The sequence below is a fragment of the Bacillus sp. 03113 genome (assembly GCF_006546985.1).
Classification (GTDB): domain Bacteria; phylum Bacillota; class Bacilli; order Bacillales; family Cytobacillaceae; genus VATK01.
This window is the reverse complement of sequence record NZ_VATK01000001.1, coordinates 371,505-389,057: the sequence shown is the minus strand read 5'-3', so window position 1 is coordinate 389,057 and position 17,553 is coordinate 371,505. Positions and strand designations below refer to the sequence as shown.

At 36.2% G+C, this 17,553-nt stretch carries 15 protein-coding genes; 3 read left to right on the top strand and 12 right to left on the bottom strand.

Annotated elements, in window-relative coordinates; genetic code table 11:
* Positions 1 to 15: 15 nt before the first annotated feature.
* The 8 genes from FDO66_RS20705 to FDO66_RS03480 all read right to left on the bottom strand — a co-directional run bounded on the left by FDO66_RS20705 (position 16) and on the right by FDO66_RS03480 (position 8,517).
* Positions 16 to 231 (bottom strand): hypothetical protein, encoded by a 216-nt coding sequence (locus tag FDO66_RS20705; protein WP_181444431.1) that lies wholly within the window; start codon positions 229 to 231, stop codon positions 16 to 18.
* Between the two features lie 124 nt (positions 232 to 355).
* On the bottom strand, positions 356 to 2,581 hold the full coding sequence (locus FDO66_RS03510) for an alpha-galactosidase (protein WP_141431011.1): 2,226 nt from the start codon (positions 2,579 to 2,581) through the stop codon (positions 356 to 358).
* Positions 2,582 to 2,645: 64 nt separating this feature from the next.
* Positions 2,646 to 3,269, bottom strand: a complete 624-nt coding sequence (locus FDO66_RS03505; protein WP_181444430.1) for a YesL family protein — start codon at positions 3,267 to 3,269, stop codon at positions 2,646 to 2,648.
* A 120-nt stretch (positions 3,270 to 3,389) separates the two neighbouring features.
* Positions 3,390 to 4,997 carry a type 2 periplasmic-binding domain-containing protein gene (locus FDO66_RS03500; RefSeq protein WP_141431009.1) on the bottom strand — a complete coding sequence of 536 codons (1,608 nt, stop codon included), beginning with the start codon at positions 4,995 to 4,997 and terminating at the stop codon, positions 3,390 to 3,392.
* Positions 4,998 to 5,044: 47 nt separating this feature from the next.
* The gene (locus FDO66_RS03495) at positions 5,045 to 5,926 is read right to left on the bottom strand and encodes a carbohydrate ABC transporter permease (RefSeq protein ID WP_141431008.1); all 882 of its coding nucleotides are present in this window, start codon (positions 5,924 to 5,926) and stop codon (positions 5,045 to 5,047) included.
* A gap of 13 nt (positions 5,927 to 5,939) precedes the next feature.
* Positions 5,940 to 6,869: an ABC transporter permease gene (locus tag FDO66_RS03490; RefSeq protein ID WP_141431162.1), complete on the bottom strand. Its 930-nt coding sequence runs from the start codon at positions 6,867 to 6,869 to the stop codon at positions 5,940 to 5,942.
* Positions 6,870 to 6,977: 108 nt separating this feature from the next.
* A complete protein-coding gene (locus FDO66_RS03485) occupies positions 6,978 to 7,208 on the bottom strand; it encodes a glycerophosphodiester phosphodiesterase (protein ID WP_141431007.1) in 231 nt (76 codons plus the stop codon).
* 349 nt (positions 7,209 to 7,557) lie between these two features.
* Entirely contained in the window at positions 7,558 to 8,517 is a 960-nt protein-coding gene (locus tag FDO66_RS03480) for a DUF1835 domain-containing protein (protein WP_181444429.1), read from the bottom strand.
* A 508-nt stretch (positions 8,518 to 9,025) separates the two neighbouring features.
* Here FDO66_RS03480 and FDO66_RS03475 point away from each other — a divergent pair.
* Positions 9,026 to 9,247: a YczF family membrane protein gene (locus FDO66_RS03475; protein ID WP_141431005.1), complete on the top strand. Its 222-nt coding sequence runs from the start codon at positions 9,026 to 9,028 to the stop codon at positions 9,245 to 9,247.
* Between the two features lie 6 nt (positions 9,248 to 9,253).
* Here the strand turns inward: FDO66_RS03475 and FDO66_RS03470 are convergent, their stop codons facing one another.
* The 4 genes from FDO66_RS03470 to FDO66_RS03455 all read right to left on the bottom strand — a co-directional run bounded on the left by FDO66_RS03470 (position 9,254) and on the right by FDO66_RS03455 (position 14,616).
* Positions 9,254 to 10,363: a GerAB/ArcD/ProY family transporter gene (locus FDO66_RS03470; protein ID WP_141431004.1), complete on the bottom strand. Its 1,110-nt coding sequence runs from the start codon at positions 10,361 to 10,363 to the stop codon at positions 9,254 to 9,256.
* Between the two features lie 84 nt (positions 10,364 to 10,447).
* On the bottom strand, positions 10,448 to 11,539 hold the full coding sequence (locus FDO66_RS03465) for a GerAB/ArcD/ProY family transporter (protein ID WP_141431003.1): 1,092 nt from the start codon (positions 11,537 to 11,539) through the stop codon (positions 10,448 to 10,450).
* A 151-nt stretch (positions 11,540 to 11,690) separates the two neighbouring features.
* Positions 11,691 to 12,905: a Ger(x)C family spore germination protein gene (locus tag FDO66_RS03460; protein WP_141431002.1), complete on the bottom strand. Its 1,215-nt coding sequence runs from the start codon at positions 12,903 to 12,905 to the stop codon at positions 11,691 to 11,693.
* On the bottom strand, positions 12,895 to 14,616 hold the full coding sequence (locus FDO66_RS03455) for a spore germination protein (RefSeq protein ID WP_258535554.1): 1,722 nt from the start codon (positions 14,614 to 14,616) through the stop codon (positions 12,895 to 12,897). The genes FDO66_RS03460 and FDO66_RS03455 overlap by 11 nt, the downstream gene beginning before the upstream one ends.
* A 366-nt stretch (positions 14,617 to 14,982) precedes the next feature.
* Here FDO66_RS03455 and FDO66_RS03450 point away from each other — a divergent pair, with 366 nt between their 5' ends.
* Together FDO66_RS03450 and FDO66_RS03445 are read left to right on the top strand one after the other, a co-directional pair.
* Positions 14,983 to 15,966, top strand: a complete 984-nt coding sequence (locus FDO66_RS03450) for a LacI family DNA-binding transcriptional regulator (RefSeq protein WP_141431000.1) — start codon at positions 14,983 to 14,985, stop codon at positions 15,964 to 15,966.
* A 337-nt stretch (positions 15,967 to 16,303) separates the two neighbouring features.
* Positions 16,304 to 17,545 (top strand): MFS transporter, encoded by a 1,242-nt coding sequence (locus tag FDO66_RS03445; protein WP_141430999.1) that lies wholly within the window; start codon positions 16,304 to 16,306, stop codon positions 17,543 to 17,545.
* The last annotated feature ends 8 nt before the right edge of the window (positions 17,546 to 17,553 follow it).

Here is a 17,553-nt window from a genome sequence, read left to right as displayed (position 1 = left end):
ACACATTCAAATCGATCAAGCTTGCCATCTAATATATTTAAGCCGCTTTCGCTTCATCAATCTGTTCAACGGTATAAGCTTACAATCCTCCTGGTAAAGCAGGATAAGCTGTTCAGATGTTAGTTGTCCTAATCCATGAAAGCATTCAATTCCTTCGTATCGATCAATACTTACCATGTGAAGCCTTGAAAATCCTTTTTCAGAAAGAACAGTTAGCAAAAAGATAAGCATGGTTTGATCGTTTCGGTCATGCTCAAACCAAAGGGCAGATTGGGTGAATAAAGCCCAAAATGGAGAATCTTTTGATGATCAGCGTGGTGCATGGAATCGAAAGAATTTTTCAAGCTTTTACAAATCAAACCTTAATTAGTTTAAACAAAATGGAGCCAAAATCTCCTTGATTCTCTAATCCAACTTTTGTATCGAAGTGTTCATTGGTTAAACGAAATCCTGCATTCATCAATTCGTCCCCATAATAGGTGCCAGAAAAGCCTTCAATTTTGTATTCAAAACTTGGGTTCAATCCAGTAAGCTTGAAATGTTGAAAGCCTGGATTTGGAACGGCAAGCACTTGGAAATAGGCTGCGATTGCTGTTTTTTGATCTTTTGAAACAACAATCCAACAGGTAATATTTCCATCGTCTTCAAATGGACTTTTAATTCGATAAAAGGATCCGAATTGAAACAGTTCTCTATTTTCCTTGTAAAAATGAATTTGCTTCTTTATTTCTTCTTTTTCCGTATTGGTTAATTTTGTTAGATCGAGCTCATATCCGAATACCCCAAAGTAGGCAGCATTTGCTCTTGTTTTTAGCGGTGTGATTCTCTTCACTTGATGATTCGGAACCACTGATACATGTGCACCCATAGAAGATAATGGGTATACAAAAGACGTTCCATATTGAATCTTCAATCTTTCTATTGCATCCGTGTTGTCACTCGTCCATGTTTGAGGTGCATATTGTAAGAGCGCTGGATCAAATCTTGCCCCTCCGCTTGCACAGGATTCAAATAGAATGTGTGGAAATCGATTCGTAAGCCGGTCATATAAATTGTATACACCCAATATATATCGATGTGCTACCTCCTGCTGTCTTTCAATTGCAAGTGTGGCTGAACCGATTTCTGTCATAAAGCGATTCATATCCCATTTCACATAGGAGATCGGTGCTTCATCTAACATATTTGCCATGACTTTATAGATAAAATTGACTACTTCTTCTCTTGAAAAATCAAGAACAAACTGATATCTTCCATGAGAAAGATGACGGTTTGGTACATGGATTAACCAATCTGAATGCTTCTTGTAGAGCTGAGATTCCTTTGAAATCATTTCTGGTTCAAACCAAAGACCAAACATGAGACCGATTTCCGTTATTTTTTTTGCTAAACCACTTATACCGTTTGGTAGCTTTTCTTCATTCACAAACCAATCACCTAGAGAAGATGTTGCATCATTTCTTTTCCCAAACCATCCGTCATCTAGTACAAAAAGCTCAACACCTAGCTCTTTTGATGCTTTTGCCAGCTCCATGATTTTGTCTTCGTTAAAATGAAAATAAGTTGCTTCCCAATTATTCATTAATATTGGTCTTTCTTTATCACGCCAATGTCCTCTTGCTAATCTTGTTCGATATAGTTGATGATAAGCTTGGCTCATTCCATTCAAACCTTGATCCGAATACACCATGACGACTTCTGGGGTTTGAAAGCTTTCATTGCCTTTTATGCACCAAGAAAAATCGAAAGGATGAATACCCATTATGACTCTTGCAACATCAAACTGGTCCACTTCTACTTGGGCGAGAAAGTTTCCGCTATAGACTAAGCTAAACCCAAATACCTCCCCTTGAAACTCTGTTGTGTGCTTTCTTTTTAATGCCAAAAAGGGATTTTGCTGCGAGCTGCTTGCTCCTCTTGTACTTGTAATACTCTGAATGCCACTTTCTAACGGGCGAATTTTCACATGTCGTTCTCTGGCCCAAGAACCAGACAAGTGAATCATCTCAAATTTTGAATCAGGAAAATCGACACTTATACTCATTGCTCGTGTCAAACGCAAATTTTGTCTTCCTTCGTTTGTGAAGGTGGCTGATCGGGTAATAATGTTGAAGTCTTCATATACGGTATAAAGCAACTGAATTTCCACTTCTAATAAATCATCATAAAGGAAAATAGCCAGACTGGTTGCTTCATGGTCATGTTCAACATAAGTGCTAGGCAGCCCCTCGAGAGACAGTTTTCCTTTAAAAATTTGATGTCCCTTATATTGAAAATCTGTTATTCTACTTCCATCTTCTTGTAAAATTTGATAGGCTGGCTCCCTGAAATCTGTCGTACCATAGGAAGGGTATTCCTGTTTAATTAGGTCAAGTGAAAATTCACGATTTCCTTCGAATACTGATGCAACAGCTCCTCTCGTTTTGATCTTCCCTAAATGAGCGAAAGACTCCCTGTGCTTAATTTTTCTTCCATAATATAAATGTCCAAGTTGATTATTTGGAAGGATATAAAAAATATAGCTAACTTCTGCACCTTGCAAATGAAATTCATTTGTCTTTTTATTAAAATAAATAGGCAAATTATTTCTCTCCTTTATCCTAGTTGTTTTTTCAAAACGAAATGATCCCATAGATAACGTTCATTTAGCAGAGTTCTTTTTCATTTAGAATTGGATTAGCAAAGGAAAGGGATGCCACCTTCATTAATATAAGGCTCATGACACTTCCAAATAAAATTGGGATTAAACCTGGGATATAGCGAAAAATGAGTAATACAGTTAGAAAACCAGCAATCATAAAAAAGGTTTGAATTGGACGGGCAATAGAGAGTATAAGGGCATATTTAAAATACTCAACAGTTTTCAAGTCATAATGAACAAAAATCGGAAATAGATACAAAGCAACAACGAAATAGATAAATAATAAAGTAAAGATAAAAAATACCATCATATGCACGAAAAAATGGGGAGATGATTGAAAAAAACGCAAGTCAACATATAAAAATAAGCCAATGCTAATCATTATCAACCCAATCAAATTGGCCTGAACAAAATCTTGCTTATACTGTTGCCAAAATGTTTTAAATACGGGAACCTCCATATCCTGCAAGATCCATTTGCGGATAATCGCAAACATCGCTGTTGTCGCAGGAAAGAACCCAAAAACAAATAAGCCCATCATCATAAATATGATCCACAATAGATTTACATACACCAATTTCATAAGCCAATCGCATAATTGATATATTTTTCCGCTAACTCCGCTCAATTTCTTTCTCCTTTCCATTTTCATTCCTTTTTCTAGCCCTAAAAGAAAGAAAGGCGGAATCGGCAAAACTCAGGTCCTTTTCCGCCTGGGGTGACAGGCACAGATGTATCTTTACACTTATTATTGTTTCATATAGCGATCATAAGCCGCTTTTTCGATATCCATGTATTCTTTAACACCCATATTTTCAACTTGTTTCACATATTTATCCCATTCATCGAAAGAAGCATCACCTGTGATAAACTTGGCTTCCATCTCAGAAACAAATGTTTCAAGATCGGCTCCTTGAGCTTGTTTGAAAACCATTTCTTCTTCTGTAAAGTTAAATGCATTCCAAATTTCATCCACATTCTTTTCAGCTTTTTCCCCAACTTCTAGTGAATTAGGCAAGGATTCCGAGCCTTTAAAATAGCTTTGTTGGACATGTCCGGGGTAGCTTCCACCAATCCATGTTACGTATTTTGTTAATGCTTGGTCTTGCGTCAAACCTTGAGGATTTTTTGTAATTTCCTCTGTAAACTGCATTTGACCATCTGATGATTTTGTATAGGACTTTCCTTCTTCACCCATGAAGTAGAATTTAGCTCCTTCTTCACTAAAGAAGTGGTCCATCCATCTAATCGTTGCTTCGGGATGCTTATTAGCACTTGTAATAGCAAATGCACCGACCCAAACCATTGGTGTTTTAACATGAGAATAGATGTGATCTCCATGAGGACCTTTTAACGCGCCTAATCCTACATATTTGTCACTTTTCATTTGAGCAAGGGGGTTAGGTATGACGGCAGATCCAATCATTCCTTCCATGCCTTTTGAATATATTTGAGTTTCTTGTTGGGTAAAAATTTCTGGATCAAGAAGACCTTCTTGGTAAAGCTTATGAACATATTCAAGCATTTCTTTATATTTTTCATCCGTACGGATAAAGCGGAGCTTATTCGTTTTTGGATCAAGATCTGCAAATTTATGTCCCAACCCTTTATTCCCCAATCCCCATGCGCCTTTTATTGAGTCTAATAGCTCATTAATTCCGGCACTGCTATAAGGAATTTCATCGTTCTTGCCGTTTCCATTTAAATCTGTTTCTTTTACAGCTTTTAAATATTTGTATAACTCATCAGTCGTTTTTGGTTCCTTCATTCCTAACTTATCAAGCCATTCTTTATTCACCCACAGCGGCTTTCCGATTAACATCGATAAGAATTCTGGATCATAAAAGGATGGAAAAGAATAGATATTGCCATCTGGCATCGTTAAACCTCTTTTTAAATCTGGGTATTTTTCCATTAATTTTTTCAAATTTGGGGCATATTGATCAATATAATCATTTAGACTAATAAACACACCTTGCTTCCCATATTTTACAAGATCAGCAGAAGGAATCCTTGCAGAATAAAAAGCATCTGGCAAATCGTTACTTGCTAGTACGAGATTTCTTTTTTCTGTTAATGTTTCAAATGGAACAAGCTCAAACTTTACGTTCATATTTGTTTTTTCTGCATACGTTTTCCATACATATGTTTCTTCAAAATTACTGCTGTTATCTGGGGCTTTCCCAGTTAAAAAAGTTAAATTAATCGGCTCATTAACAATTGGAAATCCTTTTTCGTTTACATCTTTTTCTTTCGAGGCTGTACTCGTTTTTTCATCCTTGCTGCTGTTTTGACATGCAGTCAAAAACATCATTGTTAAGACTAAAAGTAGTGCTAACCATTTTCTTATTTGCATGTTTTTCACTCCTATTATAGTAAAAATATTTTTTCCTTCTTCCTGAACTAGCCTTTGAGGGCGCCAATCATAACACCCTTTACAAAATACTTTTGTAAAAAGGGATATAAAATTAACATCGGTAAGCTTGCGATAATGACCACAGCATACTTTAACCCTTCGACTTTCATCATAAAATCGGAAATGGAAGAATCACTATAGTTGGCCATGCCAGCCATATCTTCCTGAATCAGCATTTCCCTCAAAAATAATTGAAGGGGGAATTTATCTCGATCAGTTAAATAAATAAGTGCTTCAAAGAAGCCATTCCAATGGCTTACACCATAGAATAAAATCATGACTGCAATTATAGGTTTAGATAGCGGCAACAAAATATAAAGCAAGTATTGAATATTTGAGCAACCATCCAATTCAGCAGACTCTTTAAGCTCCTCAGGAATACTTTGAAAAAAAGTACGCATTACAATGACGTTATAAACGGATACGGCTCCCGGAATTACAACTGCCCAAACTGTATTTAACATGCCTAAATTTTTCACTAATAAATAGCTAGGAATCATCCCTCCACTAAAAAACATCGTAAACACGATAAAGAACATAATCATATTTCTTCCGTAAAAATCTTTTCTCGATAGTGGATAAGCGATCATAATGGTCAATATAATATTAATAGCTGTTCCAAATACCGTATAAAAAACGGTATTACGATAACCAATCATCATTTCATGATTTTGAAATACTTTCGCATAGGATGAAAAAGTAAATTCTTTTGGAAAGAGCCAAATTTCCCCTCTCGCTATTAGTGTTGGATTACTTAACGATGCGCTTAAGACGTAGATGAGCGGGTACACAATGATAAGTGCAACCATGATCAACGACATATAAACAATAACAGTAAATATTCGATCTCCCTTGCTTTCCTTAATCATGCAATCCCCCTCGTTACCAAATACTTGAAGAACTCATTCTTTTAGCAAAAAAATTTACTAACAATAAAATACAGAAATTAATAACTGATTCAAATAAACCGATCGCCGTTGAGTAATCGTATTGTGCTCCTAAAATCCCAGCTCGATAAATATGAGTAGCAATGACATCCGAGGCTTCCATATTCAATTGATTTTGCATTAGAAATACTTTCTCAAATCCTACCCCTAATGTATGTCCACATTGAAGGATTAGTAGAATGATAATGGTGGGCAGGATTCCTGGTAAATTCACATGCAAAATTCTTTGAAATCTACTAGCACCGTCTATCTTCGCTGCATCGTGTAGCTGTGGATCAATAGTGGACAATGCAGCTAAATAAATAATGGAACTCCACCCCATTTGCTGCCATATACCAGAAAACACATAAATAGACTTAAACCAAGCTGGCTCTGTCATAAAATGGATTGGTTTCCCTCCAAAAAGTATAAGGAGCTGATTTATTAATCCATTGGTCGGGGAGAAAAAAAGGTACAGCATTCCAACCAAAACAATCACTGATAAAAAATGTGGGGCATACGTAATCGTTTGAACAAAGCCTTTAAACTTTTTATTCCTTAATTCATTAATAAAAAGTGCTAGAATAATCGGAATCGGAAAGCCAATAACTAATTCATAAATACCGATCCCAATCGTGTTTTTGATTAAACGCCAAAAATAGTGGCTGTTAAAAAATCTTTCAAAGTGCTCAAATCCTACCCATGGACTTCCAAATATTCCTTTGACTGCAATAAATTCCTTAAATGCAAGCTGGGCTCCATACATTGGGATATATTTAAATACAATGAAATAGAGGAGTACAGGCAAAATTAACAAATAGAGTCCATAGTTTTTTTGAATGGATCTTCTCCATTTCGATCTTTTCTTTTTCTTTTGTCTATTCATCTTTTGATGGATTTCTGGAGTTGAGTCTACTTGAATATTAACCTGATCCAACGTATATCACCCTCCCTCCATTAATATTGATAGAAAAACTGAGCAAAGCGCTCCAATTCATTTGTGGCACTTAATATAGACTGATAGCGCTGAACCTGTTAAACAAAGCCCATCCGTCATTCGATCGATCGTACGATCATGCATATTCACTGGAATCCCATCTTTACTTAAATGAACATCCAACTCGACAATACCAAATCCAAGTTCTTTAGCTGCCTGGAACGAAGATAATGTATTTTCAGGATACTTTACTGGATAATCTCTATGAACAATGGCCTTTACACGCATTACGGGATCTCTCCCATTTAAATCGGTATTTTGGGTCTCAAATATAGCGCTGTTCTATATTTAGGTGTTTTTAATCAGCATGCACCTCCGCTTTTTTTCACAACAAAAAAGCCACTTCATTAAGCTATAAACATGACTCTACCGTACATATAAAAAATACATACGTTTCGTACATCTATAAGCTTAAGAAGGGCTTTCTCCTATGTACTCCTGCCCAAACAGAAGCAAAAATTATTCAGTTTCTTTACAGTTATGATTCTATCTCTTTATTATTGAGTGATTATTAATTCAGTATTAAGTCTACGTAAAAACTGGAAAATTTTATAAGGAAATTTTATCGAAAAATCGATCAACTCAAAATCAATTGAATGCCATCCCATCTCCACCGATCCTCTGTAAGATGAACACCGCCAAGCCACCAGTCCATTCCTATACATTCAAATCGATCAAGTTTACTGTCTAATAAGTCAATGCCGTTTTGAGTAATCGTTAAAACAGCCGCAGGATCCGGCGAAGTAAAGCTTGGCAATGGTACATTGCTTGTTAGAAGCGGATTCTGACGTTGCATAAGTCCATTTAATATAGCTGCATAATGCAAATCGCTAAGTCCATCTAAGATTCTTTTTTTTGAGAGACTAGAAAACAGATCGACGAACGAAAGGCTTGTTTCTTTTAGCATGGATAGGGTTAAGTTCTCCACTTCATTTAAACCCGTTTTCAAAGAAGGAAAATAACTCAAATGGGATTGTAAAGCTTGTTTTAGAAAGGGCAAATTACACGACGATTGTTTCACCCATTTTTCCAAGTCAAGAGGATTAGAGGAGCAATAAGCTTTCCAAGCCGCTTTTGCTTCATCAATTTGCTCAACGGAAATAGATTTGCAATCCTCATTGTAAAGCTGGATAAGCTGCTCTGACGTTAGCTGACTCATTCCATGAAAATATTTAATTCCTTCATATCGATCAATACTTACCATGTGAAGCTTTGAAAATCCTTTTTCTGAAAGAACTGTTAATAAATAAATAAGCATCGTTTGATCGTATCGGTCATGTTCAAACCAAAGGCTTATCTCCTCATCCCTGGATAAATCATCGATTTGTTGATTCTGCTCTCTACATGTATGTATAAAAAGAGAAGCTGGTACACCTACTGTTTCTTCAAAATAAGCCGCACGTCTTGTTATACATTCTTGCTCCGACCATTGAGCTTTAAGTGGCCCAAAATCGTACATCTCATGCCAAACGATAATGGGGTCATTCAAGCGTTTTAGCTTTTTTCCAACAATATCGCCATTCACAATATGAATCAATCTCGCACCATCCTTTTTATAATAATAAATAAATCATATCTTTAAGCAATATAAAACCAAAAGCTGATTTTTTATACAATTACTTAATTTTTCTTTACAATCAGTCTCTTTTTACGATGATTCCATATGCTATAATAAACAGAGAGACTTCATTTCATGAGAAATTAATTGCACCTACTGTTTTTCACAGAAAACAAGTTTGATCACAATTCAATACTGTCACCATTTTTTTGCGTGCCAGTAATAGAAGGACGGTGACCTCTTATCAAAAATCGAGAAAAAAGGCAAAAAAAGAAACGGAATACCTTAAAGGATTACTTAAAAAATAAGCTGAAAAATTTAGAGCCTAAACCTGGTAAAGCACCTGTATCAAATAGTAAACATTCGGCATAATGGCTATATGGCCCTCGGATTGAATCCGAGGGTCTTTTTTATATTGAATACAATAAAAATCTCCTAAATAACAGATACTAACTAAATCAGATATTAAAATTAAAGGAGATCAAAGATGAAGGTATTAGCCATTTTCATTCTTTTTCTCATATTAACAACCATGTTAAGTATTGTCATGGATCTGTTATTAGGGATAAAGCTTACTCATGCTTTGTTTCATTTATTAAACCCATTTTGGGTAATGGAAACAGGTGAATATGTGATGCTCTATGGGTTATTATTATTCGTAATCGTTCAACAAATTGTACTTTCAAGAAAAGAAAAAACGAAAAAATAGAATGATTTAGTTTTGCTTCCCTTTGCTTCTTAAACGACTGCGAATGTATGCCACAATTAACATAAGCAAGGGAATGATGATATGCAGCGGGATAAAAAGATAATTAGGGACAATTTTCTGCCCTTCTTCAATATGCTCTGAAAACTCAGAAGCGATTGCCATCGAAAGAAAGGTGACAATAACTCCGAATGGAAAAAGGATACGTTGATAATTTTTTAATTGAAACAGGTCCGCAGCACCGATTGCAGCTCCATATATATAGATGGCTATTTTAAAAAACATCGTAATCAACATCGTTACTACAACAATGGAATCAAGACGTTGAATAAACTCGAAAAGATTGACAGTTCCAATCGTTGAAAGCAAAGGAAAAGTTGATTTCTCCACTTTTTCATCACCTAGTACGGCTATATTTAAAGCAGAAGTAAAACTTACGATTAGCCCACTAGAAATTAGAGCCGAGAGCCAGACTTTTTTCACTAAGTCACTTTTATTTAAATAAGGGAGCAGCATCGTAAAGATCATCATCTCTGAAAAAGGGAAAAAGGTCGTCAAAGGGAAGGCTGTTTTTAAAATTGGTTTCCATCCATTTTCAAGAAAGGGCAGCAAATTTTCAAAATTGATATTCCCTGATACAAAAACTAAAAAATTACCCACTACCCCTAAAATAATGAGAATGAGAAAAAATACTTCTGCCGTTCTCCCTAATACCTCTATTCCTAAATAAAGAACATAGCAAATGGCTACTATTATAAGAATATTTATGGCCAACAATGGGGTTTTTTGCATGGTCGAAGAAAGTAGCAAATCACCAAAGTCACGTAAATTACGAGCTGAAAGGTATAAAAAATAGACAACATACAATAAACCTATGATCCACCCTAAGTACTGACCAAATATTTTTCGTGTATAGGCAGTAAGAGGAAGATTTGGATATCGCCTAAACAAAAAATAGTAAATAAAAAAAAGAATGATTCCACCACATAACCCCAACAGTATCGCAAGCCAGGCATCTTTTTTTGCTTGACTGCCAAGACTTACGACAATAGCAGTTCCCATTTCAAATAAAAACATGAGGGCAAATAATTGAGTGACGCTGATTTTAGCTTTCTCCATGGGTAATCCCCCCTCATTCCGAAATTTGTTACGATATGGGATTTATCATTTTCTCTTTCACTCTTTTAATTCCAAGCATCTTTACTATTTAAAGTGTTTACGGATCTTTGCAACTAACAGCATACACAACGGAAGGATGATCAAAAAGTTACAATGAAGGTAATATGGCACAATATTTAGACCTTCTTCGATATGTTCTGAAAAATTGGATGCAATAATCATAGATAAAAAAAGAATGATGATTCCAATTGGGAAAACAATCTGCTGATGTTCTTTTAGCTTGAACAATTCGACGATGGCTATCAAGGCACAATAAAAGAAAATAGAAGTCTTAAAAAACATAGTAATCAAAAAGGCAAAAACAACCATCGCATCAAGTCTTTGTATAAAATCGAAAAGATTGACTTTCCCAATTGTTGAAAGTAAGGGAAAAGTAGATCTCTCTACTTCCTCTACTCCAAGAACAGCAATATTTAAACTAATCGTATAGCTTAATAATAGCCCGCTTGAAAGCAAAGCAAACAACCAAACTTTTTTTACCAGCTCCTGTTTGTTTAAATATGGAATAATCATGGAGAAAGCAAACATTTCTCCAAAAGGGAAAAGAGTTGTGGCTGGATACGCTGTCTTTAAGATGGGCTTCCATCCATTTTCAAGAAATGGTCCCAAGTTATGCATGTCAACATTACCAGATAAGTAAACAAAAAGATTACCGATAATAATAAAAAAAATTAATATCATCGTCAGTAGCTCTCCTGTTCTCCCTATTACCTCCACACCTAGATAGATTACGTAACATATAGCCACAATCATCAACATGTTAAGCACCAATAATGGCGTTTTTGGCATGCTCGATGATAGGAGTAAATCTCCAAAGTCACGCAAATTTCGTGCAGATGAGTATAACCAATATACGATGTATAACAATCCAATCACCCATCCTAAATATTTTCCAAATATTTTACTTACATAATGAATAAATGGAAGGGTAGGATAATGGCGGTATAAGGAATAATAAACGAAAAATAAGGCCACCCCGCCAAGCATGCCTAAAAGCACTGCCACCCATGCGTCTTTTTTTGCTCCAATTCCTAAGCTCACAACTAGCGCGCTTCCCATTTCAAATAAAAACATCATGACAAAGAGCTGTATGGCGCTTATTTTCGCTTTTTCCAATATTTTCCGACCCCCTTTCATATGACGGCTGACACTTATAAGGACAAATGATTTTAAAAAAAGATGTAAGCTATTATTCTTTAAAAAGCTTATTGCGCGTTTTCAATTAAATGGGAAATTCTTCAAACGCAACAAGCATATTGAACCTAATTTACCTAGAATATGTTTTTGTTCGCAGGCCCGATCTTCTAATAAATCCTTTAACGGTTACGTTCACTTTAGTCTCAGGAAAAATTTCATCATTCCATCTTTTTTCAATCTTCTTCCATAATTTCGGATCCTCACGGTTGACATATTCACCAAAACGAAAAATATCGCTTTTTTGTTTTTTTGCAGCTTCTAAGGCCATAAAAACTTCTTCTTTTATTTCTTTCTCTAGCTTTTTTTCAAGCTTTTCAAATGTTTCGTGTTTGCTGAGATCAATCGGACATTGAACCTCCGTAATATGCCCTTCTGCACGGACCCTTAAATCAATAACAGGCTTATTATTTTTTATTTTCACCTTAATTTTTGATTTGGAGCGCATCATATCAATGGCCACTCCTTTTTTCTTCTTATCACAACTTAAATCCACAACAGTCTTCGTCATTTCATTATTAATCCATGTCACACCACGTGCCGTATCTTCATCTAACCATTTTTTAAGTTTTCCATTTTTAAAAATGGCGATTCCTTTTATTTCTAAATTCGTTTTCGCTGCTATTTGTTGGATGTTCGTCAGGCGATTCCCTTTTTCTGGGTCCCCATTAATTTGTACTCCTGCTAAATTTGCCACGTTGTTTCCTAATTGCTTAATAACTTGATCCGCGCGGGTACTGGCACTGGCGTATTCTCCCCAAACCTTTTTTGTCGTTTCCAGTGCTCCAACAAGTTTTTCAGTTGGTACTTTTTCTAAAGGCGTTGTAACTTGAAGCAGCTGTTTGGCTGTATTGTCTCTAACCACTAGTACTGGAAAAAGAGTTCTAAATTGCGCATCACGTTCAATCATATCAAACAACTCTTCTATTCCTTTCTTTCTTGCTATTTCCTCTCCAATTACCATAAGACGGACATGAGGATAAAAAAGCTCATGTGGAGATTTGGAGGAAATTTTCCGAAGAGCTTCTGCAATTGTACTCCCCGTATTTGAAAAGGTGGTAACGGGAGATCGTTGTAAAACATCAGGTGTTCCTGCGGCTCCAGCTAATTGAGATTCATTTAATATTTGAACCGTGACCCTATAACGGTTTTCTACATTGTCTCCACCTTCATCAATCCCAATTGCGCTTACTAGATCAAGATCTTGTAGTTCTGCTCGATCCCAACAACCAGACAACAATATCGAAGCTATTATAATTAGGCTTAGGATAAATAATTTATGTTTCATCAGAATCCCTCTTTGTTACGTTCCCTTCCATCGTTGATGTTCTAGGTGAAGGTCCAAGATTATGCGTATTGCCTGACCTCTTAACGTTCTTTTGGCTAATTAATCGGGGACGTTTAGATAAAAAAGGCTTTGGAAAGCGAATAATGGAATCCTTCCAATCAGAAATAATGAATGGGGCATATGGAGTTAAGTAAGGAATACCAAAGGATCGAAGGCTGCACGTATGTGCGACTAGCACAATAACCCCCAGTCCAATGCCATAAATGCCAAAGGAAGCTGCTAAAATCATCATCATAAACCGAAGTAAACGTGTCGCATCCATCATAGAATAGTGGGGGATTGTAAAGCTGGCAATGGCTGTCCCTGCTACAACAATAACCATGGCGCTTGAAACAATTCCAGCTGCAACCGCTGCTTCCCCCAACACGAGTGCACCCACAATAGAGACTGCCTGACCAACGGTACGAGGCATGCGTACACCCGCTTCCCTTAATATCTCGAATGTAAATTCCATTAACAACGCCTCAATAAAAACCGGAAAAGGGATTCCCTGTCTCTGAGCAGTCAAGCTAACGAGTAACGGAGTAGGGATTAATTCCGGATGAAAGGAAATAAAAGCAATAAAAAGAGATGGCCCTAAAAGAGTAATCAAAAATGCACACATTCTTAGAAGCCGCAAAAAACTAGCTACATTCCAATGTAAATAATAATCTTCAGTGGCTTGAAAATATTGATTCCATGTAGATGGAAAAATTAAACAATCTGGTGTTCCGTCAACAAAAATAGCAACACGCCCTTCTAATATATTTCCACTAACAGAATCCGGCCGTTCCGTTGTAAAAATCATCGGCCATGGTGTCCATATATCATCATTAATCCATTCTTCTATCGTATTTGCCCCTGCTACTTCATCCACTTCTATTTTCCCTAGGCGTTCATTAACCTCGTTCAGAAGCTTCTCATTAACAAGCCCTTCTATGTACATAATAGCCACATCTGTTTGAGTGATCTTCCCTAGCTTTTTCTTTTTTATCCATAGATTTGGGCTCTTAATTCTGCGACGGACCATCGATGTATTCGTAATTAAAGCCTCAACAAAACCCTCTTTAGAGCCTCTTACAGAAGGCTCTGTCGTAGGCTCTGTAATATTTCGGAGCTCTCCTCCTTGAGCCGAGCAGCCGATGATCTGATTTGATCCATCTACTAAAAGAAGGGTCTGCCCGCTTACGAGTGATTGCAGCATCTTTTTCCAATTGTTTAAATCTTCTACTTCTCCAATCGCCAATATTTTTTCTTTGATATATGTATAAATTTGTTTTGAAGATTGAAGCTTGTCACTTTCATTTTCACTATTGTTACTCATAAGCCTTTCAATAATAAAGCTTCCTTGTATATCTTTATCTGCTAAGCCGTTAATGAATATGATCGCAAGCTTTTGCTGGGAAGGTGCTCCCATCTTGAATTCTCGGACTACCACATCCCCGCTATTCCCTAACGCCTCTTTTATGTTTTTAATATTTTCATCAAGACTTTGGCTGATTTCCTGATTGCTTGAAGGAAGCTGCTGTTGCTGATACGATGGCTTTTGATTCTTTTTTTTGATTTTTTTCGCTAATTTTTTCAATATAGGATTCATTGTCTTCAACACTCCAACATTAAAAGATGCTCGATGTGTTACTTGTTTGTTTAGATTATCTTGTCTCCTTTCCATTTTTTTATACGTATAAAGTCTTGATTGTTCAATTTTGGAACGGTGAAATGAATTCGATATAATTAAGAAAAGCCCAAGCGCCCTTGCTCATCGACGTAAAATGCTGGACTGAATCGAGTAAGATATAGGAGAGTCGAAGGACGTTAGTCGTTCGTTCTCGACTTATCGTAGATGAGGTGAGGGAAGCACTTCTAGTCGATAGGGTACTAGAGCTAGACACTCGTCGAAGTACAAATAATTTTTCTTACTTTTAAGAAAGCGCAATGCCCTTTTCAGCCCCAACATTATAAAGCACTCACTTTTTTGAAATACCTGAAAAGGATTATCTCTTAACAACATAGAATGAAAGGTATAGGGGGAATAGAGATGAAGCCAAAAATTGAAGATGTAGCAAAATTGGCAGGCGTATCACCAACTACTGTATCGCGTGTGTTAAACAACCGGGGCTACATTAGCAAGGAAACAAGAGAAAATGTTCATAAAGCGATGAATGAACTGAATTATTTTCCAAACGATGTTGCTCGTTCCTTATTTAATAAGCGTACGAATTTGATCGGATTAATATTTCCTACGACAAGTAATCCTTTTTTTGGCGAGCTTATTTTTCATATTGAAAATATATGTGCTTTATTGGGGTATAGAGTGTTGCTGTGCAACAGCTTAAATCAAATTGAAAAAGAAGAAAAATATTTAGAGATGCTAATGCGGAACCAAGTGGATGGAATAATAGTCGGCACACATAATCAAGGGATCCTCGATTATCATAAGCAAAATTTGCCTGTTGTTGCTATTGATCGATATTTATCTGAAACGGTTCCGATCGTAAGCAGTGATAATTATGCCGGAGGAAAAATAGCTACCGAATTACTCCTTTCAAAAGGTTGTCAGTCTATCATTCTTATAGACGGGTCGATTGAACTGGAAACACCGGCCAAATTAAGAAGGAAAGCATATGAAGATGTGATGAAAAAATACGGGAAAGCTCCGATTACATTTGAAGTGCGTGAAACCTTTAATCATCGAAGCCAACAAGAAGTGATGAACCAAATCCTCGATGAATACCCGGACTTGGATGGGGTGTTCGCTAGTAATGATTTATTTGCGGCAACGTTTATCACAGAAGCTAAAAAAAGGGAAAAGAAAATTCCAAGTGATATTAAAGTAATAGGCTATGATGGAACAGAAACATGCCAAATCATGATGCCAGAATTGACGACCATTCAACAACCAATCGAGCAAATTGCTAAAACAGCTACCGACATCCTTATAAAAGAAATAGAAGGTGAATTTACACAATTTCCTCGAGAAACTCGCCTTCCTATTAGATTAATAGAAGGAAGTACTACTTAGGATTATCATTTATTTGCGATTTGAAGAGAGATATTTGCGATTTCACATATTTATTAGCAAAACCTCAATAATGGATGGATATAGAAAAATCCATCCATTTATTTTTTACCTTCATATGTCAAACGGTTGACATATGAAAGCGGTTGACATATACTACTAGGTGAAAGCGCTTTTAATAAAGGATAATCTTTTAAGCCGACACCCTTAGAGTCTACCGAATAAACGGTAAGAACTTCAAGAAAAGCACAGGGAAGTAATTCTCACTTTTGAAAGCGATTACCTACAGAGTGTGATTCCCTGTCCGAAGCCTTATCTAACAAATAAAGGAGCCATTATCATGACAAGTTCAAAAAAGATGTATTGGAAGCTAAGTGCTTATTTTTTCTTCTTCTTTTTCACATGGTCTGCTAGTTTTTCTTTATTTTCTATTTGGTTAGGTCAAGAGATTAAATTAAGTGGAGCTGCCACTGGTATAATCTTTTCTGTAAACGCTATCTTCGCTTTAATTATGCAACCCATATATGGCTATATTTCTGATAAAATTGGTTTAAAGAAGAATATTTTATTTACGATCAGTTTATTACTACTCTTTGTTGGTCCGTTCTTTATTTATATTTACGGACCACTGCTACAGTACAATGTTATTGTAGGAGCGATTGTTGGGGGGATTTATTTAGGAATTACCTTTTTATCAGGAGTTGGTGCGATTGAATCCTATATAGAAAAAATCAGTCGCAAATATAATTTTGAATATGGAAAATCAAGAATGTGGGGTTCGCTCGGGTGGGCAGCCGCTACCTTCTTTGCCGGACAATTGTTTAATATCAATCCACATATTAACTTTTGGATCGCCTCTGTCTCAGCTGTCATCTTAGTATCTATTATTCTATCTATTAAGATCGAAATGACGAATCAAGAGATTGAAAGAGCTGAATCGATCCGCATAATGGATGTCAGAAACCTTTTCCTTTTAAAAGATTTTTGGTTTTTCATCGTCTATGTGCTTGGAGTATCTTGTGTTTATGGTGTGTATGATCAGCAATTTCCAATTTATTATGCCTCCTTGTTTCCAACAGAAGCATTAGGAAATCAAACATTTGGCTATTTAAACTCCTTTCAAGTATTTTTAGAGGCAGGTATGATGTTTGTTGCTCCTTTTATTGTAAATAAAATTGGAGCAAAGAAAGCGTTGCTTGTTGCAGGATATTTAATGGCCTTTAGGATTATTGGTTCAGGTATGGTAGCAGGACCCGTCGGCATTTCAGCGATGAAGCTTATACATGCACTAGAATTGCCGATTATGCTCATTGCCATTTTCAAATATTTAGCAGCCAATTTTGACACAAGACTTTCTTCTATATTATACCTTGTTGGATTCCAATTTGCCTCACAGGTAGGAACATCAATTCTCTCACCAGTTGCAGGTATTTTGTATGATGATATAGGCTTCCGCCATTCTTATTTAATCATGGGCGCCTTCGTATTCATTTTCACCTTTGCTTCAACCTTTACTTTGATTAATGGCAATAAAAGAACTACCTCAGTGCAAAAGGTATCCGTTGCACACAAAATGATATAGGGGGGAAT

Bases quoted from the DNA above. Each gene is read 5' to 3' on its own strand.
- FDO66_RS20705 (WP_181444431.1), bottom strand. From the start codon at position 231: ATGCTTATCTTTTTGCTAACTGTTCTTTCTGAAAAAGGATTTTCAAGG.
- FDO66_RS03500 (WP_141431009.1), bottom strand. From the start codon at position 4,997: ATGCAAATAAGAAAATGGTTAGCACTACTTTTAGTCTTAACAATGATG.
- FDO66_RS03495 (WP_141431008.1), bottom strand. From the start codon at position 5,926: ATGATTAAGGAAAGCAAGGGAGATCGAATATTTACTGTTATTGTTTAT.
- FDO66_RS03490 (WP_141431162.1), bottom strand. From the start codon at position 6,869: ATGAATAGACAAAAGAAAAAGAAAAGATCGAAATGGAGAAGATCCATT.
- FDO66_RS03485 (WP_141431007.1), bottom strand. From the start codon at position 7,208: ATGCGTGTAAAGGCCATTGTTCATAGAGATTATCCAGTAAAGTATCCT.
- FDO66_RS03475 (WP_141431005.1), top strand. From the start codon at position 9,026: ATGAAGGTATTAGCCATTTTCATTCTTTTTCTCATATTAACAACCATG.
- FDO66_RS03470 (WP_141431004.1), bottom strand. From the start codon at position 10,363: ATGGAGAAAGCTAAAATCAGCGTCACTCAATTATTTGCCCTCATGTTT.
- FDO66_RS03460 (WP_141431002.1), bottom strand. From the start codon at position 12,905: ATGAAACATAAATTATTTATCCTAAGCCTAATTATAATAGCTTCGATA.
- FDO66_RS03455 (WP_258535554.1), bottom strand. From the start codon at position 14,616: ATGGAAAGGAGACAAGATAATCTAAACAAACAAGTAACACATCGAGCA.
- FDO66_RS03450 (WP_141431000.1), top strand. From the start codon at position 14,983: ATGAAGCCAAAAATTGAAGATGTAGCAAAATTGGCAGGCGTATCACCA.
- FDO66_RS03445 (WP_141430999.1), top strand. From the start codon at position 16,304: ATGACAAGTTCAAAAAAGATGTATTGGAAGCTAAGTGCTTATTTTTTC.